The organism is Legionella tucsonensis, from assembly GCF_001468035.1.
GTDB lineage: Bacteria > Pseudomonadota > Gammaproteobacteria > Legionellales > Legionellaceae > Legionella > Legionella tucsonensis.
Genome location: NZ_LNZA01000001.1, coordinates 183,202 through 209,064 on the forward strand (window position 1 = coordinate 183,202; position 25,863 = coordinate 209,064).

Below are 25,863 nucleotides of genomic sequence, written 5' to 3' on the forward strand. Positions count from 1 at the left end.
TATGACAATAAAACGTAGTAGTTTAGGCCGTAACTTATCCGCTTTATTAAGTCAATCAAATGGTAATCTTTTAAATGAGAAACCACAAACTGAAACGCTTAAACTTGCGGTTGAATGTTTGCAACCTGGAAAATATCAACCCCGTGGTGAAATGGAAGAGGCTCCACTCATGGAACTTGCCCAGTCAATCAAAAAACAGGGCTTACTGCAACCCCTTTTAGTTCGCGAACTGAATAATGGCCGCTATGAAATTATTGCCGGTGAACGTCGCTGGCGTGCAAGTCAATTAGCTGGACTCACAGAAGTTCCGGTTATTTTGAAGCAAGTAGATGATGAAACTGCTATGGCCATGGCATTAGTTGAAAATTTGCAACGTGAAGATTTAAATGCGATGGATCAAGCACGAGCAATGCACAGACTCACCCATGAATTTTCCCTAACACATCAACAAGTTGCAGATCTCTTGTGTAAATCCAGAACTGCGGTAAGTAATTACTTAAGATTGCTGGCTCTATCAACTGGGGTTAAAAAACTTTTGGAACATGGTGATATTGATATGGGTCATGCACGCGCTTTATTGATGCTAGAAGAAAAGCAGCAAAATCAAGTAGCGCAACTGATCGTTGCAAAAAACCTATCCGTGCGTGAAACTGAAAAGCTCGTTGAACGAGTTAAATCAGGTAAAATAAAAGAAGAACAACATATAGATCTTTCTCACTATCAGGATCAACTGAAAAATCTCTCACACCATTTGCAAACGCCAATTAAACTTAAACCCGGAAAATCAGGTAAGGGCTCCTTGGTCATTCACTATGATAACGAGCACAGTTTGCAAAATATTATTGATCAACTCATTGGTGCATACTAGTTTTTTTGGCTTTAACAGTATTTCTAGCTCGGGTACAGCACAGCGTAAATCAGTGTAACTGTTAAGTGATAGTGGAAAATCAGGTTTGAGTTCAAGATAAGCCAAATAGAACTTGGCGCCAAATAAATATTTAGACTACACTTATTATATAAGCTGGTTATATTGCTTGGAGATTGCAATGTTAATTCAGCCTGTTCAACCCGTATACATTATAATAAAAATTGGCGAAGATGAATATACAGGCCAACTGATTAGTCTATCTGAAGAAAATCTAGAATTTAAATGTAATGCGTATATTGAAAAAGATATCGAGGTATGCTTTTTAGCGAAACATTTTCGCGGTCAGGCAATCATCCAGGAAATTAAATTTGATCAATCTTTCTTTACGTACCTATTAACAATTCAAGACATTCAATTCCAGCCTGGCTTATTGATTAATACACGTTTATAAGATATTAAGATACAGAAGAGCAATGCTCAATCATCAATAGATTTCTGCTTACTCAGAAATGACAAGATCAGTTTAACCTTGCTCCTAGACCTCATAGCCATCAAGCTATGTGTATTGGGGTTTAATCTTACTCCATTCGCAACTAACTCCGTCATCCCCGCGCAGGCGGGGATCCATTTTTATATTGGCAATGTACTCAATTATGGATGGAATTCCTGCTTTATCAGGAATGACAACATTCGCTTTCTTCTTCGCTTGGCGTCTATGGTTTTTATCAGACCAGCCTATATTTGATATTGATTTATTTATAACCAGTAAACAAAAACAAAGAGGAACAACCAGACTACGTCTACAAAGTGCCAATACCAGGCAACCCCTTCAAATGCAAAGTGTCGTTCTGGTGTAAAATGGCCTAGCTTGCAGCGAACCGTGATCACAATCAACATAATTGTACCCAAGGTTACGTGTAAGCCGTGAAATCCGGTGAGCATAAAAAATGTCGTCCCATAGATACCTGAAGATAAAGTTAAATTCATCTCAGTATATGCATCATGATATTCATAAGTTTGTAATGCTAAGAACGTCAATCCTAATGCAATGGTTAAAATCATCCCAATAATTAACTGTTTTTGCTTTTGTAATTTTAAAGCCCAATGAGCCCAAGTAATAGTTACCCCGGAGGTTAATAAAATAAGTGTGTTCACTGCTGCTAAACCCCAAGCTCCCATTGCTTCATGGGCCCCAGCAAAAACTTGATTATCCGGATTAACGAGTACAGGCCAGGCTGAACTGAAATCAGGCCAAAGAGTAAAGTGGGTAATTGGATGCACTTCACCACCCAAAAGAGGTACAGACCAAAGTCGACTGTAGAACAAAGCACCAAAAAAAGCGCCGAAAAAACAGACCTCGGAAAAAATAAACCAGCACATTCCCCACCGAAACGATCTATCAACTTGCTCGTCATAGACTCCTTTCGAGTTTTCATAAATTACTTGGCCAAACCAACCAAATAACATAAAAACCATGATTGCCAAACCAATGGTGAATATATAGGGGCCATACCAGTCATTATGAAGCCACGATGCCGCACCCACAAGAGTAGTAGTTAACCCAATTGATGCAACCAAAGGCCAATGGCTTGGTTTAGGGATATAATATGTACCATGTCCTCCCATTATATTTTAATCTCCTGTTCCAATAAACTGTTTTTAAAGCTCTCTTTAATGGAAGAGCGTAATCCACATAACTTGTTCGATCTGCCAATTTTATTTTAAGAGTTATCTTGTATATTAATCACAAGTTTGCGCTCATTCAAAATGTGCAGCATTATATTAACCCTTGTCTGTTACATCAAATAAAGTATAGGACAACGTAACTGTCTGTACTTTTTCGGGTAAATCAGCATCCAGATGAAATAACAAAGGCATATTCATTGCTTCATGTCCATCCAATGTTTGCCGTGCAAAACAAAAACACTCTGTCTTTTTCAAATACTTAGCAGCAATACCCGGGGTGACACTGGGGATTGCCTGCACCGTCATTCGATGCTCAGTCTTATTTTCTGCATAAAACGCCAGTTTGGCTATTTCGCCAGGGTGTACCTTAATTTTTCGTGTTTTTGGATAGAATGCCCAGGGAACACCACTATTATTTGTAGCAACGAATTCAACAGTTATTTCTCTACTTTTGTCTAGTTTAACTTTGCTTGCATCATATGCTACTGCTTCAGGATTTGTTTTACCATTAATGCCCAATGATTTACATAAACTGTTGTAAATGGGCACTAGTGCAAATCCAAAAGCAAACATCCCCAACACGAGGCCGGATAATATAACGAGTAGCCGATGATGCCCTTTTTCTTTTTTCATACAGCCAACCTATAAATCTAACTTGGGCGGAGAAGTAAAAGTATGGTATGGGGGCGGCGAAGGTAATGTCCATTCTAAACCGTATGCGCCTTCCCATGATCTTGCAGCAGCAATATCTTTTTTAGTACCTTTTTTCCTTACGGTAGCGATCACATTATATAAAAATAGAAGCTGTGTAAATCCAAAAATAAAGGCGCCAATTGAAGAGATCATATTAAAATTAGCAAATTGCAATGCATAATCCGGGATCCTTCTTGGCATACCCGCTAATCCTAAAAAGTGCATCGGGAAAAAAGCTACATTCACCGAAATAACAGACAACCAAAAATGCCATTTACCTAACAGCTCGTTATACATATGTCCGGTCCACTTAGGAAGCCAGTAATACGTAGCGGAAAATAGGGCAAAAATTACTCCAGGAACCAGAACATAATGGAAATGAGCTACGACAAAATAACTATCTTGGTACTGAAAATCTGCAGGAACTAATGCCAACATCAGTCCTGTAAATCCTCCTATAGTAAACAAAAATACAAAAGCCAATGCAAATAACATGGGTGTTTCAAAAGTCATAGCGCCGCGAAACATAGTACTTACCCAGTTAAATACTTTAATGCCCGTGGGAACCGCAATAAGCATCGTAGTGTACATGAAAAATAATTCCGCACCCAGGGGGATACCTGTTGTAAACATATGATGTGCCCAGACAATAAATGACAAGACAGCAATACTGACTGTAGCATAAACCATAAAGTAATAACCAAACAAAGGCTTACGGCTAAAAGTAGGAATAACTTCTGAAATAACGCCGAAAGCTGGTAATACGAGCACATATACCTCAGGATGTCCAAAAAACCAGAATACATGCTGGAACAGGATAGGATCACCACCACCTGCTGCACTAAAGAAGCTGGTGCCAAAATGGCGATCAGCCAACATCATGGTTACTGCTCCCGCCAATACAGGCATAATTGCAATCAATAAAAAGGCGGTAATTAACCAAGTCCATACGAACATTGGCATTTTCATCAAAGTCATGCCTGGTGCACGTAAATTTAATATAGTCGCAATGATATTAATTGAACCCATAATGGATGAAAGACCCATCATATGGATTGAGAAAATCATAAAATCGGTACTGGGAGGAGCATATGTAGTTGAGAGTGGTGCATACATGGTCCAGCCAAAGTTAGGGCCGCCTCCGGCATGAAATGTGGTTGAAATTAATAATGTAAATGCAAAAGGTAAAATCCAAAAACTCCAGTTATTTAGACGTGGCAGCGCCATATCTGGAGCACCTATCATCATGGGAATTTGCCAGTTTGCCATTCCAGTAAATGCTGGCATTACCACACCAAACAACATAATTAAGCCATGTAGAGTGGTCATTTGGTTAAAGAAATTAGGATCAACGAAGCGATGACCTGGCTGAAATAATTCTGCCCTAATGATTAAGGCCATACCGCCAGCTAAAAAGAAGCTAAACATTGCAAGCCACAAATAAAGTGTACCTATGTCTTTATGGTTTGTAGTAAACAACCAGCGTTTTATAAATCCTAAGACGCCCTTACCTTGTTCAGGACCATGATCGTCGTGTTTTTCATCGTGCGCTAATGTATAACTGCTCATTGCAAACCTCCAGCTTGAACTTTATTAACCATGGTTGGTTGTTGATTAGCTTTCTGACGTTGTGTAGCAACCTCTGCGGCTTGAACTACATCATTAGTGTTATTTTCCCACGCATTACGCTCATATGTCGCAATCGCAGCAATTTCTTCATCTGTAAGTTGATCTTTATAGGGCTGCATTGCTGAACCTGCAATACCATTGAGTATTATATCTATATGTCGTGAAATAGGATGACCGTTTGCCACAGAACTGGCTCTTAGTGCTGGGTACATAGGTGGTATCCCTCTGCCATCAGGCTGATGACATGGGGAACAAAATTGTTCATATTTTTGCTTACCAAAAGCAAGTAACTCATCCCGAGTCATCGTTTTCTGTGTTGCGGCAACCGCTTCTTCTTGAGTATACCGCTCTTCGGCTCTTGTTTGCGCAGCAACCCACTTATTAAAATCTTCATCATTTACTGCCTCAACAACAATGGGCATAAATCCATGATTCACCCCACAAAGCTCCGCACATTGGCCTCTATAGGTTCCTGGTTTATCTATTTTAGCCCATGCCTCATACATAAAGCCGGGTATCGCATCACGTTTAATACCTAATTCAGGGACCCACCAGGAATGAACCACATCATTTGAAGTCACCAAAAAGCGAATTTTCTTATTAACAGGTACAATCAATGGCTTATCTACCTCCAATAAATACCAATCATTTTTTCTCTGTTCATTTTGAATTTGAGCAAAAGGCGTGGATAAGGTACTAAAAAAACTAATTCCCTGATCAAGATACTCATACTGCCATCGCCATTGATAACCCACTACTTTGATAGTCAGTTCTGATTGCGTTGTATCATCCATACGAATTAAAACACGGGTAGCAGGTATTGCAAGTCCAACGAGTATCAAGAAAGGAATAATCGACCAGACGACTTCCAATCGAGGATTATCATGAAATGATGCAGCCTTATATCCTTTGGATTTCCTATGATGAATCATGGAATAGATCATAACGCCGAATACAATGATCCCGATAATGGCGCAAACTGCCATACAAACCATATGTAGGTAATATGCATCTTTACTGATGGGAGTCACTCCTCTGTGCATATTTAATTGCCAATAATCCGCAGCGAATATTGGCTGACTCACAGTCCAGATACCTAGCATCGTTAATAATCTACAGATCTTTAACCTGTTTAACATCCCCATTCCTCATCTTGTCAAGAAACCAGGCAAGCCTGGATCCAAATTTATTTTTATATATTTTTAATTTTGCTCTTCCCTCACAATAAGGTGAGGGCTTTATTCAATCAATAAGGCTACCACAGTGAGTAGTTTCCTTCAGTTTTAGATTTATTGACAATGTATTTTATTGCCTCGATCACTTCGTTCGTTGTGCATTGTTTACAACCACCGTTTTTCGGATGATCTTTTCCATGAACGGTGTTTCCAATCAACACATCCATATTTTTTGCAATCAAAGATTGCCATGCTTCTTTATCACCAATTTTGGGTGCCCCATCTTTTCCATCATTATGACAAACCGCACAATGCTCGTTATAAACGGCCTCACCACTTACAGGATATTTTTTTGCACCGTCAGACTTGAGGTCCAATAATTGTGTGCGCGTCAATGATTGATTGAGTATGTAATCAACAGCTGAAATGATATCGTTATCGGAGCATGTCACGCAGGCACCTTTAACTGGCATAAAGTTAAATCCATCGATTGCATGACGATATAATCCTGTTAATCCGCTGCTTTTTAATCGTTCATACCAACTTGCAGAACTCCCCAATAAAGGAGCACTCATTGCGCCATCTTGATGACAAATTACACATGCAGTGAAATAAACTTGCTTTCCACGAGCAAGGGAAGGAGGATCATTTGAAGGCGGTAACCCTAAAGGCTCTTCACTCACAACTGTTTTTAGGTATATAGCGATAGCCATTCTATCTTCGTCGGTTAAGTACATCAAGCTGTTATGATTTACTTCAGCCATAGGACCCGCGACAGGTCCTGCATTATTAATGAGCTTATTATATTTGAAGACATCAGTGACTTCCTCATGAGTTGCGCTTTCCAATCCATACTTAGTAATGTTTCGTGCCCAGTAACCATCAATAAATCCACCGGTAAGGTAATATCTATTCTTGGGTGCACCGAATGGATTTAATGGTGTATGACACATGCTGCAATGGCCTAAACCATCTACGATATATTTTCCACGATTCCACTCAGGAGATCTGCCTTTTTCATATTGAAATTCATGTCCTTCAGGAAAGAAAAATAATAAGTTCCATCCCCAAAGTGTAAAGCGAGCACCAGGAACATTAAATGGGAAGGGCAAGGATTTGTTAGGTAAATTAACAGGCGGCAAGCTCATAAAATAAGCATAAAGAGCACGCGCATCTTCCTCAGTTATTTTAGAAAAATACACATACGGAAATACTGGAAAATAATTTCTACCTTTGGGATCGCGACCTTCTTTGAGAGCACGAATAAAATCTTTTTCAGTCCAATTACCGATCCCGGTTTCTTTATCAGGAGTAATATTCGGGCTGTAAAATGTTCCGAAAGGCGTTGCGATAGGCAATCCACCTGCATAAGCGGGCGTACCTGCTTTAACATTCGTATGACAGGAAATACAATCCCCCATCTTTGCCAAATATTCTCCGCGCTCAATTAAAGTCTGTTGTTCACCTGTGGCTGGCGCAGTAGGTGGATAGACAGGATAATATCCATCATGAACTTGTAATTTCTGTTGGGCAGGTGCAGTATTTTCTGCATGTAATAATTGGCCTGTTAGACCAAGCATCGTCAAAGTTGCTGTGACGATTAGCTTTCTTAGTAACAAAGAGCCCACGCTCCCTCCTATTTGTTCTTATTTTGTACGCTTCTCTTGCGGAGACAGAATAATCGACGCATTTTATACTCCACAATGCATAAGTTGCAATGTTATAATCGCTATCTTTGATTTTTTTTATATTGTGATTATGTTTGTTTACCTTAATGGTTTATTTTTAGGCTTCTCTTTAATTATTGCACTAGGGCCGCAAAACGTCTTTTTGATTAAACAAGGCGCACAAAAAAATCATGCAATTCTTTCTGCTGTTATATGTTTTATCTGTGATTTTATTTTAATTTACTCCAGTATCGCAGGTTTGCACGAATTGCTTCAGCTTCGTCCCGTTCTACAAATATGGATGATGCTGTTAGGTACACTTTTTTTACTTTTTTATTCCGCGAAAACATTAGCCAACGCATTTTCCAAACCATCAGAAGATGCAGAGAATACACATCAGCCACGCAACAGAATCCAAATCATTCTTTTAGCCTTGGGGTTTAGTATACTTAACCCTCATGCCATCATTGATTCTCTTGTCATTATAGGTGGCGGCAGCAGCGGATATCCAGATCAAGAATATATTTTTTTACTGGGTGTACTCACATCAAGCTTTCTTTGGTTTAGTTCATTAACATTTACCGCACGATATTTTTCCGATGTTTTAACAAAAGCAAATGTATGGAAAGGAGTTGAGCTAATTAGCGGTCTGCTCATGGCTTTTATAAGCATTAAACTCGGTACAGATTGTTTAAGTTTAATTTCAGAAATAATTGGGAAATCAATTTAATAGAAAGGGCCAATCAGTGTGTCGCCAATTGACCCAGTGGAATGACACATAGCAAGTCCAACCTCGCAACGTGAATATCTCATAATCATTTATTCATGTCAATCGGAAGTACTCGGCAAAAAATATTTTCCATTGTTGTTCTAACCCACTTCAGTTATACTCAAGATTTTATAAATATTGAGCAATACATGTTTTACGGCGACACCATTCAAGATACACGACACATGTTTTTTTCCAGCTGGGAAAAATATCAACATCAAAAACTGCTGTCACCCTTGGAAAATGAAATTGTTCAAGTAATATTGGTTCATCCTGAATACCATAAGATACTTGAGAATCAGAAATTTCAGCAGCAATCTTATTTTCCCGAGTCAGGGGAAGCAAACCCATTCCTGCATATGGGGCTACATCTTGCAATTAGAGAGCAAATCGCCACTGACCGCCCAGCAGGGATACACGAAATCTATAAAAAATTAATCAAAAAATACAATGACTCGTTGTCCGTAGAGCATTTATTAATGGAGCAATTAGCTGAGTGCTTGTGGCTCTCACAAAAAAATAACACGCCCCCTGACGAACATCAGTATCTGCAAACATTAGCCGGTCTTTGAATTATTTTATTCACTTTTAACCTCACTCCTAAGTACCAAGCCTCATGCACGGTACTTAGGGGATGGGTAATGACTAACCCTCCACCATCAGAAAAGATGAGTTGTCTTTATGTCCCGTCAAATCATCCTGCTGTTTCGCTTGATACTCAAGAATATCTCCGGGCTGACAATCGAGATAAGCACAAATCGCTTCCAATGTTGTAAAGCGTATTGCCTTAGCCTTACCATTCTTTAAAATTGATAAATTCGCTTCGGTAATCCCTATTGCCTCAGCCAACTCCTTAAGTCTGCATTTGCGTTTTGCCATCATCACATCCAAATTAACAATAATAGACACGAGAATATTCCTTAAATTGTTAATTGCGTTTCTGATTTTAGTTGATGTGCCTCTTGAATAATCCAGGAAGCAACTAAAATAATAAAAGCCGTAATTAAAGTAGATAAATTTGCAGAATTCAAGGTAATACTGGCAATACGCTCACCTTTAGGATTATTAAAGGTAAGTGCCGCAGTCATTAAAGGTTGATAAAATAGCTGCACTACCTCACCCAAAATCATGTAAATACTTACCTGTTTAATTAATTTGATATTTTCTTCTTCAAACAAATAACCCTTTTCAAAATGACGAAATAGCTTAGCGAGCTTATGACAAATTAAAATAGTAATGGCCAGCGGCATCCAGTCAATCGCTAACACGATGAAGCGATGCATCCAAGAAAAATGGGATGGGTCACGAATTTGCTCTGTAGAAATTAAAGAAGACCAGGCTCCTATATAACACATCCAATCGAACTTAAATAAGATTAAGAGCGTTGTGGTTAAAGGAATAAGCCAACAAAGAGTACGAAATAACAGGAAAAGAATATGACTGGTGTTTTTTATTTTTTTCATGATAAATACCTATAAATAAATTTCTGTTAAATTATAACAAATTTTTATCGTTTATCAATAAGTAAATATTTTATTATAGATATTAATTGTTGTAATTTATACAATTCCCTTTATTTCAAATGAGCTCTCCAAAGTGATATAACAACTAATAATCGAGGAGAGCCAATAATAGTTTAAAATACTATTTCAACTGAGCCTGAGTGATGTATTTGGCTCTAGACTATCAAGTTTTTCCTGTAAAAGACTTAGATTTTTAGGTACAACGATAAATTGGTAGTTGTCATTTTGGAAGTTAACAGGAGCGAAACTTTTAAGGTAATGTGCATTATTGCGTTTTTCCACCGTAAATCTATTTTCCGGCCTCAGATCAAAATCAATACAACCAAACTTCTCAAGGAGTGACAGCGCTGCAATTGTTTTTGGATCAACCGTTGCTACAGACCAAAACTTTTGGGTGCGGATATGCGGAAAAGGTCTCGTATAACTAACTTCCCCACTAACAATAGCCAAATCCTGAATGTGTTTATCATTTGGAAAATGCTCTTTAATTAAAGCAAGAGCTCTGTCAAGTTGATCTCCTTCCAAACGCAACTTTTCTTTATTGGTAAAATATCTCTCTAAGTGAGCTTTATTAATTGCTTTTATAATAATCGCTATTTGATTCGAATCTTTAGAGGACTTTACTTCATAAATTAAACCGCCTCCAAATTGGACAAAACCTGATAGCTTTAATTGAGCATTTTTTCCATTTTTATCCTCTTTATCGAGAAAAACTCTAAGATCAATTGGAAATTCAGGACTACTGGATTGAAAATAAAGTGAAAACTCATTATTCGTCGTCAAATCACAAAATTGATTTAGCATACTCTTAACCTCATGAAAATCTTTTTGATCTTGAGATGCAATGAAATCCATGATGGAAAAATTATCAACGGTATTACTTCTGTTGTAAGTAATTACATCTTTATCCCCATGTGGAGACAAATCTTTGAGTATTTGCAATTCCTGAATCGGATGCACTACTTGTTGACCAACATATACTTTAATATAGCTACAACGAATATTATGTAATCCTGTTCGGATAACAACAGAATCGACTTCAGGAGAATGCGAATCTTCTATAGGGAATTGGAAATCACCGTGTGTCTTATTGAGAAACTCTGGATAAGCAACTTCAGTAATAATAAATGTAGATTGGTTTGTCACTTCATCAATTTTCTCTTCAAATTTAATAAGATTGTATTCATTTTGTAATAAGACCAAGCGTTTTTTTATCTCTATTGTTTTAGAGTCCGAGGTTATCAAAGGCAGCGAAGTCCTTAAATCAGTTAATGCCTCATCAGAGCGACTTGTTGATTCGCCCACGTTAAACCCACCCTCCGTTAATTCCATTAACTGATTAATTCTTACTTTCACGTCGTTAATTGCCAATTCACCGTCTTCACCAATCATGGAAATAAGTTCAAGAATTGATTTCATGAATTTTCGCCCCTTACTTTGATTTAAAAACTACAAAATAAAATTTGATTGCATAATATTATTATCAAATTAACAAAGATACTATTTGATCAAAATATAACTGATCTCGTTCAAATGACTTATACAATAAGTAAAAAATATAGGACTGGGTATCTTGCCCAAAATCAGTTAATATGGAGCATTAAATAACAAATTCGTGTTCCTATAATGGCCGATCAAGAAAATAAAACTCATTTTGGTTACTCTACTGTTGCCTGGGATGAAAAAGAAAAGAAAGTAGCAGAAGTTTTTCACTCAGTAGCAAAAAATTATGATTTGATGAATGATTTAATGTCTTTAGGCATCCACCATCTGTGGAAACGCTATACCGTAGAGCTTAGCCAAGTACGCCCTGGACACCTTGTTTTAGATTTAGCAGGAGGTAGTGGGGATTTAACCCGTTTGTTATGCAAAAAAGTCGGCGATTTAGGCCGTGTTGTTCTGACGGATATTAATTCAGCCATGCTTAATGTAGGACGTAATCGCTTATTGGATGAAGGCTTATACCAAAACATTGATTACGTACAAGGTAACGCTCAATGTCTCCCTTTTGCTGATAATAGTTTTCATTGTATTACCATGGGATTTGGCTTAAGAAATGTGACAGATAAGGAAGAAGCGCTTCGTTCGATGTATCGTGTATGCAAGCCCGGTGGAAAATTAATGATTCTTGAATTCTCAACCCCTACATTTCCCGGCTTAAAGCCTATTTATGACTGGTATTCGTTTAATATTTTACCTAAAATAGGAGAGCTTATTACGCAAGATAAAGCCAGTTATCAATACCTTGCTGAATCGATACGCATGCATCCGAATCAAACCAAACTAAAAAAAATGATTGAGCGTTCGGGATTTGAAGATTGTCATTATGATAATCTAAGCGGTGGCATAGTTGCCTTGCACATTGCCTATAAATATTGAGTGCATTATGTTAAAAAAATATTCTCTAAAGGCTCTCCAGATAGCCATTAACAAAGCCGCCAGACTGGATGAACACATGCCAGCCAAGCTGAAAGCGCTTGATAACAAAACTCTTGAGATGATTATAAGTCCTTTAAATGTTAATTTTTTTATCCTTTTTAAAGACGGTGAAATCATCTTGCTGGATAACTACGATAGAGAAGCAGACACGATAATCCATAGTAATCCCATAGGTTTAATCCGGCTAAGTTTATTACCCGCATCAAAGGCTCGCTCTTTATTTAATGATAAAATCCGCATGACTGGCGATACAGAATTAGGGCAACAAGTAAAAAAACTGTTTGATGAAATGGATATCGATTGGGAAGGACATCTGGCTCATTTTACTGGTGATGTGGTTGCTCATCAGATTGGTTCATTTGTACGTAAAGGAATGGCATTCAAAAAGAGATTGGATGATTCCATGCGTCAAAATATGTCTGAATACTTGCAAGAAGAATTGCGGCTTTTTCCCACAAAATATGAACTGGAAGATTTTTTTGTTGAAGTCGACGAGTTATCCTTAAGTGTCGAGCGCTTACAGGCTCATTTAAATCAACTAATAAGCCGCCATGAAATCCATTAAAAAACTCATTCGTCTTATCCATATCAATTATATTCTGGCCAAAAACGGGTTAGATAATGTAGTCGTGTCATTAAGATTGTTTGCGCCTATACGTTTTATTGTTTATTTAAATCCCTGGAACTGGTTTCGCAAAGAACAGCTTCCCCATGGTGAAGCACTGCGTAAATCGTTGGAAGAGCTAGGGCCTATTTTTATCAAATTCGGCCAGGCACTTTCTACTCGTCCTGATATTTTACCTCTAGATATAGCGATTGAACTCAGCAAATTACAGGATAACGTTCCGCCATTCTCCAGCGAAAAAGCAATGGCGATTATTGAAAAAGTCTATGGTTTGTCTCCTTACGAAGTTTTTGCTGAATTTGATTCAATCCCCTTGGCATCTGCCTCTATGGCTCAAGTACATGCTGCTACCTTGAAAACAGGTGAAGAAGTGATTGTCAAAGTGCTTCGACCTAATATGCGACGCATCATTGAGCAAGACTTGAGTATTATGCACACTATTGCAAAATGGGCGGATCGATATTGGCCTGAGATAAGACGTTTAAAACCCAAGGAAATTGTAAGAGAATTTGAACATACCTTACTTGATGAACTCGATTTGTTAAGAGAAGCAGCCAATGCTGCTCAATTAAGGCGTAACTTTGAGCATTCTCCCATACTGTATATTCCTGAAGTATATTGGGACTATTCACATTCCAACGTCATGGTACTCGAACGTATCCATGGCATACCTGTATCTGATGTATCGGGGTTGCAGGCTCATGGGGTTGATATAAAAAAACTGGCTGAGCGCGGCGTAGAAATTTTCTTTACACAAGTATTTCGTGATTGTTTTTTTCATGCAGACATGCATCCAGGGAATATTTTTGTTTCTTATAAAAATCCTAAAGAACCACAATATATCTGCATAGACTTTGGGATCATGGGCACATTAAACGATAATGACAAACGATATTTAGCTGAAAATCTCTTGGCTTTTTTTAATCGTGATTACCGACGTGTAGCCGAGTTGCATGTTGAGTCAGGTTGGGTTGCCCGTGATACCCGTGTTGATGAATTTGAAAGCGGCATTCGTACGGTATGTGAGCCCATTTTTGAACGGCCGTTAAAAGATATTTCATTTGCCCAAGTGGTATTGCGCCTTTTTCAGGTTGCTCGACGCTTTCATATGGAAGTACAACCGCAATTGGTTTTATTGCAAAAAACGCTGCTCGCGGTAGAGGGCTTAGGGCGCCAACTCTACCCCGATTTGGACTTATGGGCCACTGCCAAACCTTTTCTTGAAAAGTGGGTGAAAGATCAAATCGGCCCCAAAGCATTCTTTACTCAATTAAAAAAGAATCTACCTTTTTTGGCGGAACAATTACCGCATATGCCCAAACTGCTTTTTGATTTTCTAGAGCTTAAAAAAGAAGAATTAATAATAAATAAAGAGCGTACTAATGAGCAGCCAGAAAATGAAAAACCAGCAGTACACTGGAATAGCGTTGCAATCGGTGCGGGACTTTCATTTCTTTTAGTAGGCTTGCTTGACTATTTGCATTTTATCCACAATAAACAGCTCGCTCCACTTGCTCTTACCGGAGCTATTTTGACGGGTCTGTTTGTACTTTTTAACCGTAGTACGAGGAACTAACATGGGACTAAGCGGCATCAGCCCTCTTTCATTATTATTAATTCTAGTTATTATTATTGCTCTTTTTGGTACTTCCAAGTTTAGAACTATAGGCACGGATCTTGGCGAAACGATTAGAAATTTCCGCAAGGCCTTGAATGAAGAGCAAACAAATGAACCGCCAAAAGAAGATAATAAATCCTCATGAGTACGGGTGAACTTCTTGTCATTTTTATTGTTGCCCTCACTGTGTTTGGACCTAAAAAACTCCCCATGCTGGCAACACATTTAGGGTTATTAATAAGAAAACTGAACCAACTCAAAGCCCATGCAACTTTAATCTGGCAACAACAGCTTAATACTCTGCAGTTGCAAGAAAATCAGCGTAAGGCAAAAGAAGCGGATGAGCAATATAAGAAAGAAGAACAAGCGCCTTAAATCGATTTTTGGAGACTGAACCTCTACCTACTATTATTGATTGTAGTATTCTAAAAGATAGAAAACATATCTTACTGTTCAAATTTTACAATATTTTTATTGTTCAAATCCTGCCATAACTTTTCTGCAACCGGACCCCGGGCTGATTTTTGCAATCGTATTGCACCCATAGTAATTAATCGTCTATCAAAATGATTTCCTTGCAAGCACTGCAGTCGACCATCTGCTAATTCTTGGGTAATCATATGTAAAGGCAACCGCCCCCATCCAAGGCCTGCCATGATAATATCCTTCTTGGCCATAACATCGCTTACTGTCCAACGGCGCGCATGCTCAATAACTCCAAATGAAAAATCAGACTGCGATGAATCGCGCAGAATAACTTGCATGCATTCAGAAAGAGTGTCCAGATCGCCTAATTGTTTGCTGTAATGTTGGATAAACTCAGGAGATGCTACTGCGATTAGGAACTCAGAGCGCAGCGGTATCACTTCAACTGCTTTCTTGGTGATCAAATTTTCGCTAATAATCAAGTCTGCTTGATTTCTTAATAATCGCTCGCACGCGCCGCCAAGCGATTCAGTTAGAAAATGAAATTGTGTATTAGGAAAACTGTAAATCCAATACCGTAAAAGTTTTTTCAAGCTTGATAAAGGAAAAAAAACATCGATAGCAATCGTAATATCGCTTTCCGCCTCTGACTGAAGTAGCTCTGCAAATTGGCTAATGTTCTTCCAATGCCCAATTAAAGACTGAGCACGTCGAAATAGTTTTTCTCCTTCTGCCGTTAAAACAGGTCGATAGTGGCTGCGATCAAACAATATCAAATTGAGCTGCTCTTCCAGCTTTTTTATTGATGAAGTGATTGCAGGCTGAGTTTTGAATAAGCTACGTGTTGCGGCGTTGAACCCACCGCATTCAACTACAACAACAAAAACTCGCAGAGCATCAAAATCAATATCCATAATTTTATATTATTAAGTTTATTAAAACTTAATATTATCAATTTATAAAGATTCTGCCTAATCTGTTTATTCCAATGGAAAATAGCTTACGAAAACCTGGGGGCAGCAAAGCGGAACCTGGGTTGCGAACATAACGCCCATACCCGGGTTCCGCTTTGCTGCACCCAGGCTACAAGGAAAGCAAATTGGAGGCAAAATATGTCAATGAGGTCCATTCAAGAGACAACAACTGCATTATTAGATTTATTACTCAATCAAAGACGGGTTAGTGAGTTAACTGAAAAACAGTGCTCTGGAATTTTATGTCCTGAATGCACTCGTCACCCGCAGCAAAAAATTCAACAAGCAGTCACTGAGCAAAGAATACTTACTTTAATTCTTCCTGCCTTCCCAGCAAAATCGGCCAACAGGAAGAAAACGCTGTCAGAGAAACCTGATCGAGGTGAAATCATTGGCTTAAGCAATCTAAATCAACTCTGCCAAGCCATGCAGGAAGCTTATCCTGTAGGTGTAAAATTAATTATTTGCTCTGATGGTCGCGTATTTAATGATTTGGTTTTGGTAAATGATCTGCATGTAGATGTGTACCAAAAAGGAATTCAACAAATCATTAGGGATTATCAACTAAACCATTTATCGACTTTTTCACTTGATGATGTGTACCCCTATCATAACTATCAGATCATGCGCGAATCATTAATGATCGAATTTGGGCAATCTTTAAACGAATTAAAAAAAAACATAGTTAGCGAACAGAGTGCGCGGTATCAATTTAATGGCATTCATCGTTTTATTGTTGAAGATCAACTTGCATTGAAGCCGGAACAAACGAAAAACAAAATACGTCAGGAAGCCAAACACATCGCTTATGAGGTAATCCGTCGATCGAATGCATGGTCAAAATTACTTGTACATTATTTTCCACAATCCGTACGTTTGTCGATTCACCCGCAGCCTTGTGGCTCAGAAAAAATAGGAATTCACTTTCTTCCTGTAGCAAATCGTTGGAGCACCCCCTGGCATAGTGTTTTACTTAAAAACGCGCAAGGATGGCAATTAGTAAAAAGAGAAGAAGCAGAGCGACTTGGGGCTCGATTAAATAATGATCATTATGTGTTGGAGGCATGCTAATGAATAACTTAAAATTATTTAATCCGTATCTCATCCAAGCGGATACAAACACAAATTTGACTGCTTTACCGTTAAAAAAGCTTTTAGCTCAGGTAACTCATTATAAAATTGTCCTTTTGCGCGGCTTCAAACCTCTTGAGCGTGATGCGTTACTCAATTATTGCCAAAGCCAAGCACAATTGCTTTCCTGGGAGTTTGGGCCGGTAATGGAAATGAAAGTAGATAAGCAGCCTAAAAACTACTTATTTACTGAAGGAGATGTTCCTTTACACTGGGACGGAGCTTTCCATCGAGAACCTCGTTTTTTACTCTTTAATTGCTTGCAAGCACCTAAAATTGGGAGCGGGGGCGAAACCGTATTTGTAAACACTGAAACGGTTTGGCATACCGCAAACGAATCGCAAAAAAATGAATGGCAACACTATTCTCTCTCATTTCATACTGAGAAGTTGGCTCATTATGGGGGTTCCATTACGCGTAACTTAATCAATATTCATCCGCATACAAAACAGGTTATTTTACGCTTTGCTGAACCTGTAGGGGAAGACTATTTAAATCCTGTACATGTCAAAATAATTGGTAAAAGTGAGGATGAATCAAATGCTATTTTATCCTCTTTAAGCCAAAGCATGCGGATGCCTCAACACATCTACCAGCACGAATGGCAAAAAGGTGATTTATTGATTGCGGATAATTTTTCTCTCTTACATGGTCGTAATTCATTTCATCGCCATAGTCCAAGACATTTAAGAAGGATCCAAATACTATGAAAGCCTATACGTTAATGCAGCTCAAACAAACAACAACTCCAGAACAATTCAGTCATCACTTACGGGAAATGGGGGAGCTATTCTGGTGGGATCCTGGGAAATTTTTTGTTATTACCTCCTATCAATTAGCCAAACAAGTGCTCACAAGCGAGGATTTCAGTTGCGATCGCTCACCTTTTTTTATCTCCCGTATGCCCGAAATGAATGTGTCATTAATTACTGATTTTTTTAAAGTAGTCAGCCAAATGATGGTGATGAGTGATGCTCCAGAGCATACGGATCGTAGACGAATTTGTTATCATGGATTGAGTACTCACTGCCTCGAGCAGTTAAAACCATTGATTCAGCGAACTATTGCAAATTGCCTGACTGAATTTACTGAAAACCAACCTTTTGATTTTGTAAGCCAACTCGCGCAAAACATTCCCTCAGTAACACTTGCCGAATTATTTGCAATTCCGGATAGCGAGCGCAGTGATTTTTATCATTGGTCTAATAACATGACTCAGTTTTTTGGCGGCTCAACCAGTTATAAAGATGAAGATGGCATCAAGGTAAATCATAGCGCCCAACAATTATATAATTACTTTTCTGATCTCATGAGTCACCGCCGACTAAAGCCTGGAAAAGATTTTTTAAGTATCTTGTTGGAGCATCAAGCTTATTTTGGATTAACTGATGATGAAATCATTTCCCAGGCCATTATGATGTTGGTTGCAGGTCAGGTAACAACAACCGATCAACTATGTAATAATTTATTTATTTTGCTCAATGAACGAGGACTCTGGAAACAGATAAGAAATAATCTCGATGCTCTTGATGCTTATATTGAGGAATGCAACCGTCTTGATCCTGCAGTAACTTTTATTTTTCGAGTAACTAAAAATGAAACCATGCTTGGTGAGCAACTGATTGAAAAAGGGAAAGTAATTTTCATATCAACACATGCAATTAATCGTGATCCGCATTATTTTAATTATCCAGACACCATAACACCCGAGAAAAAGCAAACGCAGCATTTCAGTTACGGTTATGGGAGTCATTTTTGTCTTGGTGCAAAATTGGCGCGTCTTGAAATGCACCACATTTTTAAAGCTCTGTTGACACAATTCCCTTCTTTACATCTGGATGCAAGCAACCCTGCGCAAAGAAAACATCATAGTTTATCTTTTTCAGGATTTGAGCATATGTATTTAAATGTGTATTAAGCTACTTATAATAGATTTACGAATCATAGTTCATGCGGAAGCACGCCCTTTCTAAGGGCTAAATCTTCTACACATCGCTGAAAAGTCAGTCCAGCTCTATTCCGACGTCCTACAGCCTGTCCGTGGGGCGTCGGCAGAGATGTGATCGAGAGACAGCTCTAAAGGAGAGGGTTATGTGAAGTTAACCAAACCGATTTACTGGTTGATGACAATAGGGGGCTTTATGATGTTTGGCATAATAATCCTGATGGTATTCTTCTGCAGGCCAAAATGTTTGTACTGGCAAAAGGCGAGTCGCAATTTCGTAACCTCTTTTTTGTAGCATTTGGATTAATGTTTTTGCTTCTTCCAATTGCTCCTGATTATAATAAAATACCGCACTCTGATATTGCTGACCTATATCTGGACCTTGTCCCGATTTTTGTGTGGGATCATGGATTTCAAAAAAACGCTTTAGTACTTGATGATAATCAGTCTTAGCTTTATCATAAATAACGCGTACTGCTTCATAATGGCCTGTATTGCCCTGACATACCTGATCATAACTGGGTTCTGAAGTAACACCACCGGTATAACCCACTTCAACATGAAGAACTCCGGAGATTTGCTTTAAAAAATGATCGACCCCCCAAAAACATCCGCCAGCCATTATTGCTTCGCCAGCATCCAATACCTGGGTGTCTGCAACAAAATCAATAGAGGCGGAGTTGACACAATGACGTAAATTTTTTTGGGTAAAATACTCTCCCGTAAAGACATGACCTAAATGAGCATCACAGCGCGAACAGAGGATTTCCGTACGTTGGCCATCCCGATCGGGGAGCTGTTTCACTGCATGAACAATGTTATCGTCAAAACTTGGCCAGCCGCACCCAGAACTGAATTGGCTTGACCCGCGAAATAAGGCCAAACCACAACGTCTGCATAAATAAGTCCCTTGTGTTATGACAGAATTGTATGCCCCTGTATGAGGATACTCTGTGGCTTTATCACAGATTATCCTTTTTGCTAAGGGGGTTAAACTGGAAGTTTTATCAAGATAATCATCCATAATGTCTATCTATGTTGTCCTTGGCAGATTTTATCTGCTAAATAACCTATAGCTCCTGCATAATAAATGGAATTATTATAATGTAAAATCATCTTATAATTTGGGAAGGTTAAGAAAGTTGGGCCGCCTAATGGCCGAACAATACTCGCTTGCAGATTTTGGAACGGTAATAGCTCCCCCTCTTCAGTACGCACACCCATTGCATTCCATTCACTCACAGGTTTTACAATTTTTTTTCCTTCCATAGCCATATCAAATTTATGAGGTAATTTGACTTGGATTGCCCAGGGTTCACCTGTTTGCCATCCATTTTGCTTCATATAATTTGCAATTGAAGCAAAGACATCCGGTTTACTTCTCCAAATATCCTTTCGTCCATCACCATCATAATCAACAGCATATTTCACCCAGCTTGAAGGTAAAAATTGCGGTTGGCCTGAGGCGCCCGCCCACTCACCTTTGAAATCAGCGAGACTCACATGTCCCCCATTCAGGATATGTAAGGCAATGAATAACTCTTTACGGAAAAACTCCTTACGATTGGAGTCGTATGCTAAGGTAGCTAAAGCTTTTACTACGGGAAAATTGCCCATGTAAGTACCATAACTGGTTTCCATTCCCCAAAATGAAACGATGAAGCACGGATTTACACCGTATTGCTTGGCTACAGCCTCTAATACTGCCTGGTTCTTTTTGAATTCCTTGCGTCCTATAGCAATCCGATAATTATCAACACGTGTATTGCGGTATTTAATGAACGTGAGTCGATGTTCTGGTTGAGAACGTAAAAATCCTTTAATTTGATGACTTGGTTCATGGATTCCTGCAAATGCCTCATCAAAAACTTCTGGTGATATTCCTTGTTGTAATGCCTCTGCTCTAATTCCAGCAACCCAAGCATTCCAATTCTGTTGTGCGAAGGCAACATGATGTACCAGAACATATGCGATTATCGCAAGTCCCCATTTTTTCATAGCCTTTCCCCCTGATTTTTATTTACCTACTTGCCATCTCAATATTTAAAGATAGACCATTTATCATGAAACAGATAGCCTGACTATACCCTCGCCGTCAAGCTAAGAGTATTTAGTGTTTCATTTTACCCAATTTCGCAAGTAAATTTGTCATCCCCGCTCAGGCGGGGCCCTATTTTATATTGGTAATATGCGCAATCATAGATGGATTTCTGCCTTCGCAGAAATGATAACATCCGCTTTTTATTAAGACGGCTATAGGCAACAACCCAGAATACCAACACAAAAGGATTATACCTTGAGTATTAAAGGGCTTCCATAAATGTTGTTAAATCCGCTTTTTCTTCTTGAGTTAACTGTAATTGCAATACCAAGTTAAAAAACTCTACAGTATCTGCCAAAGTTAACAAACGGCCATCATGTAAGTAAGGCGGAGAATCTTTAATTCCTCTCAAAGGAAATGTTTTTATAGAACCATCACCAACTGCTTTCATGCCATTAATCATTTGTGGTTGATAGAATCGTTCTGTTTGTAAATTATGCATGGTGTTGTCAGTGTAGTAAGGAGGAGCATGACAACTAGAGCATTTTGCCTTGCCAAAAAACAACTCCTGTCCACGTAATTCTGCTGGGCTGGCTTTAGCAGGATCCAATTTACCTTCCCAAGTCAATTTAGGTGCTGGAGGAAAATCAAGAATTTCCTGAAATTCAGACATGAAGTGAACTTGGCTGCCACGCTCCAAAATATTAACGCCTTTTTTGGTCGCAATCACAGGATCACCATCAAAATAGGCTGCTCTTTGTTCAAATTCAGTAAAATCCTCCACCGTTTTTAATGCACGTTGGGACCCGAATAATCTTTGAATGTTTACACCGCGTAATGTTGGAGTATTGATACGATGGCGAAACTCCTGGGGTCTAATATCACCAACCAAATGTGTTGCTTTGTTCGTATGGCCGTTCGCGTGACAATCAAAACAGGTAACTCCACGACTGGGCTTTACAGTACGCCGATCTTCAGTTTGGTTAAACTGCTGTTGTGGGAATGGAGTGACTAATAAACGCAAACCTTCCAATTGCTTAGGATTCAATAAACCGTTAAACAATTCATAATAATTTTCAATGGTTACCAGTTTACCGTGGGAAACATCTCCAAGATCAGGTCTGGTAACTAAATAAATCGGTGCAGGATGGGGCGGTAAAAAATGATCGGGAATATCAAAATCCAAATCAAATCGTGTCAAATCTCTGTCTTCTTGTTTTTTAATTTCATCAATAAAAAACTTGGGAAATAGCATCCCGCCCTCAGGATGATTAGGATGGGGTAATGGTAAAAATCCCAGAGGAAAAAGACCTTTATTCTTAATCTCCTCGGGACTCATTTTGGCAAGCTGCTCCCATGTTACTCCCTCAGGCAACTTCACTCGAACACCTTCTTGTACCGATTTTCCATTAGACATCTTTGTTGTTTTAGAAGGTTTATTACTCAAATCATAACGCTGTTTTAATAGTTCTTGCTGCCGATCATTAATCGCTTGTTTTTCGCTGCTCATACGCTGCAAAATGCTTGCAAAAGTCTCATGAATCACTACGGGTGAATAACTGGAAGGTACTACAGAAGAAGACGTATTTGAAGAATTAGTTTGTGGTGGAGCTGCTGTATCAGCAAAAGCAAAAGAACAAATGCCTGAAGTTAAGGCTATCACTTGCAAAGATTTTTTTAACATTCTCAAATCCATTTAAATGAAAAGAATTTTTTCATCATAAAATACTTATAAATTCAGTGCAATAGAATCAAAACTTCAGATATCTATAATCTAGAAGCAGCAAGGCAAACCCCAAAAATAATAATTTTTAAGTCTGACTCATCTTAAACTTTTGAATGAATAATTATAGAATTTATAATATGCTTTAAACTCCAAACTCTATTTTTTATGAAACCGAATCGTCTATTAAAAATTATTCTAGCCAGCGCTTCTCCAAGACGTTTGCACATTTTGCAAGAGCACGATCTGTCTGCTGTTGTTATGCCTGCCAACATTGAAGAAATTCCACAAAAAGACGAGGAAGCTAAAATATATGTCACTCGGCTTGCCAGAGAAAAAGCTCAAACTATTTTAGAACAAGTCGAAGTGGGTGCAGCGGACATAATTCTAGCAGCCGATACAACAGTGGCTTACCAGGAGCATATTTTAGAAAAACCCCGCGACCACCAAGATGCATATAGAATGTTAAGCATGCTAAGTGGCAATTCTCATGAGGTTTATACAGGCTATGCTTTAATTTTTTTACCAGAACAACAGTGGTGGATTGATTGTGTAACAAGCAGCATTACCTTTCACACGCTTACAGAGCAACATATACAAAATTATATTGATACAGGAGATCCTTTTGATAAGGCTGGCGGATATGGTATCCAGAATGTATATGATACATTCATAAAAGAAATAAAAGGCTCCTACTACAATGTTATGGGTTTGCCCATTGAAGAAATTATGAAAAAAATTTCTCTTAAATATTCTGAATCATTTTAATTAATAGAGAGTGTATTTGGTTTTTCCCAGCTTTTTTCGCTTCAGATAATGTTTATCTGCTGCAGAAATCAATTCATCCACATCATTAGCATAAATAAAATAGAGAAACGCTAACTATTCCTATACTAATTGTAGTTTTACCTTCTAGCTCACCCAGACAAAAATTATACACAATTAAGGGTAAGAACTGGAAGATACACGGTAAGTGACGCCAGAGCCCTGATGCCGCATTACTCGCTACGCAAGGAAACCACCGGCTCCAATTTTGCAGCACGTCGTGCAGGATAAAAACCAAAGAAAACTCCAGTGGCGGCTGATACCAAAAAACCTGCTACGGGAGGAAGAAGATAGATTGAAAAATTCCAGTCGCTAAAATATGCTAAAATACGTGTAAAAATTAATCCTAAAATTACCCCAAGTATGCCTCCCAACAAAGAAAGCATAACCGATTCTACTAAAAATAAAGCTTGAATTTCGCTATTTTTGGCCCCCACAGCTTTACGAATACCAATTTCTTTTTTTCGCTCGCTCACGGAAACCAACATGACATTCATTACGCCAATTCCACCCACTAAAAGCGAAATACCGCCAATTACACCGAGCAGTAAGGTAAAAATTTGTCCCTGGTTTTCCATGCTGGCAATAATTTGTTTTGCACTACGAGAAAAAACACTCAATTTGGGAGCTATTGAACCAATAATTTGTTTTATTTCTTCAATCACTTCATCTATGGGACTATCAGGTTTCAACTCCAAAACCACATTATTTACTTTGGCATCCTTGCTGATCATACTAATCCCAGCCAATGGAATAATTGCCGCCTGATTGATGTCTTCATTGAAAAAACCATTTTCTTTCCAGGGTTCGGCCACTCCAATAATCGTATATAAAGATTGTCCTATACGTAATTGTTTTCCTATTGGATCATCAAAACTAATTTCTTTGATTTGCCGCGCTAAACCTGCACCAATCACACAATAATGCTCATAAGACTCAACAAAAGAAACAAAATGTCCGGCTGCTAGTTTAATATGAACAATTTTTGGTAAATGCTCATTAGCTCCTATAACTGCACCCTGCATTAATTTTCCCTGAAAACTCAAAGGTTGATATGCGGTGCTATAAGGCGCCATATCGACAATATAAGGTATTCGCTCTGGTAACTGTTCCCATTGATCTGCAGAAATTGACTCCATACTTCCAGAAGATTTATCTGTCGTTTTTGGGTAGACAGAAATTGCCAATAAATCCGTACCTAGAGCTTTGAATTGAGCTAATGCCTTTTCTGTAGCTAACTGACCACAACTAATTAACGCAACAACAGCCGCCGTACCTACTAAAATTCCTAGAACGGCCAAAAAGGAACGCAATTTGGCAGCGGTTAAATTAACCAAGGCTTGCTGGAAATGTCCGGCAAGATTCATAGCCCGGTCTCCGCCATAACGACACCATCCACAAGAGTAATTTTTCGCTGGCATAACGCAGCGATCTGCTCATCATGAGTAATCATGATAATACTACGCCCCTGGGCGTGTAAACTTAAAAATAAATTCATTACCTCATTACCGGTACGTGAATCAAGCGCTCCGGTAGGCTCATCTGCCAAAATCACTTGCGGCTCTGTAACCAAAGCACGGGCAATAGCAACCCGTTGTTGCTGTCCGCCGGATAGTTGTGTAGGTCTGTGGTGTGCATATTGGTTCATTCCTACTCGCTCAAGCGCAGTAAGCACCCTCTCTTTAGTTTCGGCAGCTCCAACGCCTCGATATACTAAAGGCAATGCCACATTTTGCATGGCACTAAACCTTGGTAATAAATTGAATTGCTGGAAAACAAAACCGATATTTTGATTCCGCAGCTCTGCTGCCTCATCATCTGTCAAAGCAGCAACATTGCGATTCTTCAGTAAGTAGGTTCCTGCATCTGCTTTATCCAGAAGCCCCATAATATTCATCAAAGTAGATTTACCTGAGCCAGACGCGCCTACAATAGCAAGCAAATCTCCTTCATATACCGTAAGCGATACTTCTTTTAAGATGGTACTGCTAATTCCTTCGAGATGATACGTTTTTACAACATCCGTCAGCACCATTAATGATTGCTGAGTCTTCTTAACATCACCTCTATGCCTCGGGTTTATCGCAGGATGAAAAAGTCTTTCAA

Annotated in this window: 27 protein-coding genes; 13 read left to right on the forward strand and 14 right to left on the reverse strand. The window is 38.7% G+C overall.

The window, feature by feature from the left end; translation table 11 throughout:
• Position 1 precedes the first annotated feature (1 nt).
• Together Ltuc_RS00790 and Ltuc_RS00795 are read left to right on the forward strand one after the other, a co-directional pair.
• Positions 2-868, forward strand: coding sequence for a ParB/RepB/Spo0J family partition protein (locus tag Ltuc_RS00790; RefSeq protein ID WP_058519467.1), 867 nt, complete (start codon positions 2-4; stop codon positions 866-868).
• Positions 869-1,046: 178 nt separating this feature from the next.
• Positions 1,047-1,319: a hypothetical protein gene (locus Ltuc_RS00795; RefSeq protein WP_058519468.1), complete on the forward strand. Its 273-nt coding sequence runs from the start codon at positions 1,047-1,049 to the stop codon at positions 1,317-1,319.
• A 305-nt stretch (positions 1,320-1,624) separates the two neighbouring features.
• Here the strand turns inward: Ltuc_RS00795 and Ltuc_RS00800 are convergent, their stop codons facing one another.
• The 5 genes from Ltuc_RS00800 to Ltuc_RS00820 form a co-directional block, all read right to left on the reverse strand.
• A complete protein-coding gene (locus Ltuc_RS00800) occupies positions 1,625-2,494 on the reverse strand; it encodes a cytochrome c oxidase subunit 3 (protein WP_058519469.1) in 870 nt (289 codons plus the stop codon).
• A 156-nt stretch (positions 2,495-2,650) separates the two neighbouring features.
• The gene (locus tag Ltuc_RS00805) at positions 2,651-3,187 is read right to left on the reverse strand and encodes a cytochrome c oxidase assembly protein (RefSeq protein ID WP_058519470.1); all 537 of its coding nucleotides are present in this window, start codon (positions 3,185-3,187) and stop codon (positions 2,651-2,653) included.
• 9 nt (positions 3,188-3,196) lie between these two features.
• Positions 3,197-4,816 carry a cytochrome c oxidase subunit I gene (gene ctaD, locus Ltuc_RS00810; RefSeq protein ID WP_058519471.1) on the reverse strand — a complete coding sequence of 540 codons (1,620 nt, stop codon included), beginning with the start codon at positions 4,814-4,816 and terminating at the stop codon, positions 3,197-3,199.
• Positions 4,813-6,015: a cytochrome c oxidase subunit II gene (gene coxB / locus Ltuc_RS00815; RefSeq protein WP_058519472.1), complete on the reverse strand. Its 1,203-nt coding sequence runs from the start codon at positions 6,013-6,015 to the stop codon at positions 4,813-4,815. Before coxB ends, ctaD begins: the two co-directional genes overlap by 4 nt.
• Before the next feature lie 116 nt (positions 6,016-6,131).
• The gene (locus Ltuc_RS00820; protein ID WP_058519473.1) at positions 6,132-7,679 is read right to left on the reverse strand and encodes a c-type cytochrome; all 1,548 of its coding nucleotides are present in this window, start codon (positions 7,677-7,679) and stop codon (positions 6,132-6,134) included.
• A 130-nt stretch (positions 7,680-7,809) separates the two neighbouring features.
• Between Ltuc_RS00820 and Ltuc_RS00825 the strand changes: the two genes are divergently transcribed.
• Together Ltuc_RS00825 and Ltuc_RS00830 are read left to right on the forward strand one after the other, a co-directional pair.
• Positions 7,810-8,448 carry a LysE/ArgO family amino acid transporter gene (locus tag Ltuc_RS00825; protein WP_058519474.1) on the forward strand — a complete coding sequence of 213 codons (639 nt, stop codon included), beginning with the start codon at positions 7,810-7,812 and terminating at the stop codon, positions 8,446-8,448.
• 188 nt (positions 8,449-8,636) lie between these two features.
• Positions 8,637-9,059, forward strand: coding sequence for a DUF1841 family protein (locus Ltuc_RS00830; RefSeq protein WP_058519475.1), 423 nt, complete (start codon positions 8,637-8,639; stop codon positions 9,057-9,059).
• A gap of 73 nt (positions 9,060-9,132) precedes the next feature.
• On the opposite strand, the gene Ltuc_RS00835 is transcribed toward Ltuc_RS00830, so the two are convergent.
• The 3 genes from Ltuc_RS00835 to Ltuc_RS00845 all read right to left on the reverse strand — a co-directional run bounded on the left by Ltuc_RS00835 (position 9,133) and on the right by Ltuc_RS00845 (position 11,429).
• Complete coding sequence (locus tag Ltuc_RS00835; protein WP_058519476.1) at positions 9,133-9,396, reverse strand: helix-turn-helix domain-containing protein; 264 nt, start codon at positions 9,394-9,396, stop codon at positions 9,133-9,135.
• Between the two features lie 11 nt (positions 9,397-9,407).
• Positions 9,408-9,950, reverse strand: coding sequence for a DUF2975 domain-containing protein (locus tag Ltuc_RS00840; protein ID WP_058519477.1), 543 nt, complete (start codon positions 9,948-9,950; stop codon positions 9,408-9,410).
• A gap of 186 nt (positions 9,951-10,136) precedes the next feature.
• Entirely contained in the window at positions 10,137-11,429 is a 1,293-nt protein-coding gene (locus Ltuc_RS00845; RefSeq protein ID WP_058519478.1) for a hypothetical protein, read from the reverse strand.
• A 207-nt stretch (positions 11,430-11,636) separates the two neighbouring features.
• Here Ltuc_RS00845 and ubiE point away from each other — a divergent pair, with 207 nt between their 5' ends.
• From ubiE to Ltuc_RS00870, 5 genes are read left to right on the forward strand one after another with little or no spacing between them, the layout of a single operon-like run.
• Complete coding sequence (ubiE, locus tag Ltuc_RS00850; RefSeq protein WP_058519479.1) at positions 11,637-12,389, forward strand: bifunctional demethylmenaquinone methyltransferase/2-methoxy-6-polyprenyl-1,4-benzoquinol methylase UbiE; 753 nt, start codon at positions 11,637-11,639, stop codon at positions 12,387-12,389.
• Positions 12,390-12,396: 7 nt separating this feature from the next.
• Positions 12,397-13,014, forward strand: a complete 618-nt coding sequence (locus Ltuc_RS00855) for a ubiquinone biosynthesis accessory factor UbiJ (protein WP_058519480.1) — start codon at positions 12,397-12,399, stop codon at positions 13,012-13,014.
• Positions 13,001-14,650 carry a ubiquinone biosynthesis regulatory protein kinase UbiB gene (gene ubiB, locus Ltuc_RS00860; protein ID WP_058519481.1) on the forward strand — a complete coding sequence of 550 codons (1,650 nt, stop codon included), beginning with the start codon at positions 13,001-13,003 and terminating at the stop codon, positions 14,648-14,650. Before Ltuc_RS00855 ends, ubiB begins: the two co-directional genes overlap by 14 nt.
• A gap of 1 nt (position 14,651) precedes the next feature.
• Entirely contained in the window at positions 14,652-14,837 is a 186-nt protein-coding gene (gene tatA, locus Ltuc_RS00865) for a twin-arginine translocase TatA/TatE family subunit (protein WP_058519482.1), read from the forward strand.
• Positions 14,834-15,067: a twin-arginine translocase TatA/TatE family subunit gene (locus tag Ltuc_RS00870; protein ID WP_058519483.1), complete on the forward strand. Its 234-nt coding sequence runs from the start codon at positions 14,834-14,836 to the stop codon at positions 15,065-15,067. The genes tatA and Ltuc_RS00870 overlap by 4 nt, the downstream gene beginning before the upstream one ends.
• A 71-nt stretch (positions 15,068-15,138) precedes the next feature.
• Here the strand turns inward: Ltuc_RS00870 and Ltuc_RS00875 are convergent, their stop codons facing one another.
• Positions 15,139-16,032 carry a LysR family transcriptional regulator gene (locus tag Ltuc_RS00875; protein ID WP_058519484.1) on the reverse strand — a complete coding sequence of 298 codons (894 nt, stop codon included), beginning with the start codon at positions 16,030-16,032 and terminating at the stop codon, positions 15,139-15,141.
• A gap of 198 nt (positions 16,033-16,230) precedes the next feature.
• Here Ltuc_RS00875 and Ltuc_RS00880 point away from each other — a divergent pair, with 198 nt between their 5' ends.
• Genes Ltuc_RS00880 through Ltuc_RS00890 form a run of 3 tightly spaced genes read left to right on the forward strand, consistent with a single transcriptional unit; the run spans position 16,231 to position 19,141 of the window.
• Positions 16,231-17,163, forward strand: a complete 933-nt coding sequence (locus tag Ltuc_RS00880; RefSeq protein WP_083498021.1) for an isocyanide synthase family protein — start codon at positions 16,231-16,233, stop codon at positions 17,161-17,163.
• Complete coding sequence (locus tag Ltuc_RS00885) at positions 17,163-17,933, forward strand: TauD/TfdA dioxygenase family protein (RefSeq protein WP_058519485.1); 771 nt, start codon at positions 17,163-17,165, stop codon at positions 17,931-17,933. Before Ltuc_RS00880 ends, Ltuc_RS00885 begins: the two co-directional genes overlap by 1 nt.
• Complete coding sequence (locus tag Ltuc_RS00890) at positions 17,930-19,141, forward strand: cytochrome P450 (protein WP_058519486.1); 1,212 nt, start codon at positions 17,930-17,932, stop codon at positions 19,139-19,141. Before Ltuc_RS00885 ends, Ltuc_RS00890 begins: the two co-directional genes overlap by 4 nt.
• Before the next feature lie 181 nt (positions 19,142-19,322).
• Here Ltuc_RS00890 and Ltuc_RS00895 read toward each other — a convergent pair whose 3' ends face one another.
• From Ltuc_RS00895 to Ltuc_RS00905, 3 genes are all read right to left on the reverse strand, one after another.
• Positions 19,323-20,192, reverse strand: a complete 870-nt coding sequence (locus Ltuc_RS00895) for a bifunctional methionine sulfoxide reductase B/A protein (RefSeq protein ID WP_058519487.1) — start codon at positions 20,190-20,192, stop codon at positions 19,323-19,325.
• Positions 20,193-20,197: 5 nt separating this feature from the next.
• Complete coding sequence (locus Ltuc_RS00900; protein ID WP_058519488.1) at positions 20,198-21,166, reverse strand: lytic murein transglycosylase; 969 nt, start codon at positions 21,164-21,166, stop codon at positions 20,198-20,200.
• Positions 21,167-21,471: 305 nt separating this feature from the next.
• Positions 21,472-22,893: a hypothetical protein gene (locus Ltuc_RS00905; RefSeq protein ID WP_058519489.1), complete on the reverse strand. Its 1,422-nt coding sequence runs from the start codon at positions 22,891-22,893 to the stop codon at positions 21,472-21,474.
• A 207-nt stretch (positions 22,894-23,100) separates the two neighbouring features.
• On the opposite strand from Ltuc_RS00905, the gene Ltuc_RS00910 reads away from it, so the two are divergent.
• A complete protein-coding gene (locus tag Ltuc_RS00910; protein WP_058519490.1) occupies positions 23,101-23,700 on the forward strand; it encodes a Maf family protein in 600 nt (199 codons plus the stop codon).
• A gap of 230 nt (positions 23,701-23,930) precedes the next feature.
• Here the strand turns inward: Ltuc_RS00910 and Ltuc_RS00915 are convergent, their stop codons facing one another.
• Entirely contained in the window at positions 23,931-25,124 is a 1,194-nt protein-coding gene (locus Ltuc_RS00915) for an ABC transporter permease (RefSeq protein WP_058519491.1), read from the reverse strand.
• Entirely contained in the window at positions 25,121-25,792 is a 672-nt protein-coding gene (locus Ltuc_RS00920) for an ABC transporter ATP-binding protein (RefSeq protein ID WP_058521559.1), read from the reverse strand. The genes Ltuc_RS00915 and Ltuc_RS00920 overlap by 4 nt, the downstream gene beginning before the upstream one ends.
• Between the last annotated feature and the right edge of the window lie 71 nt (positions 25,793-25,863).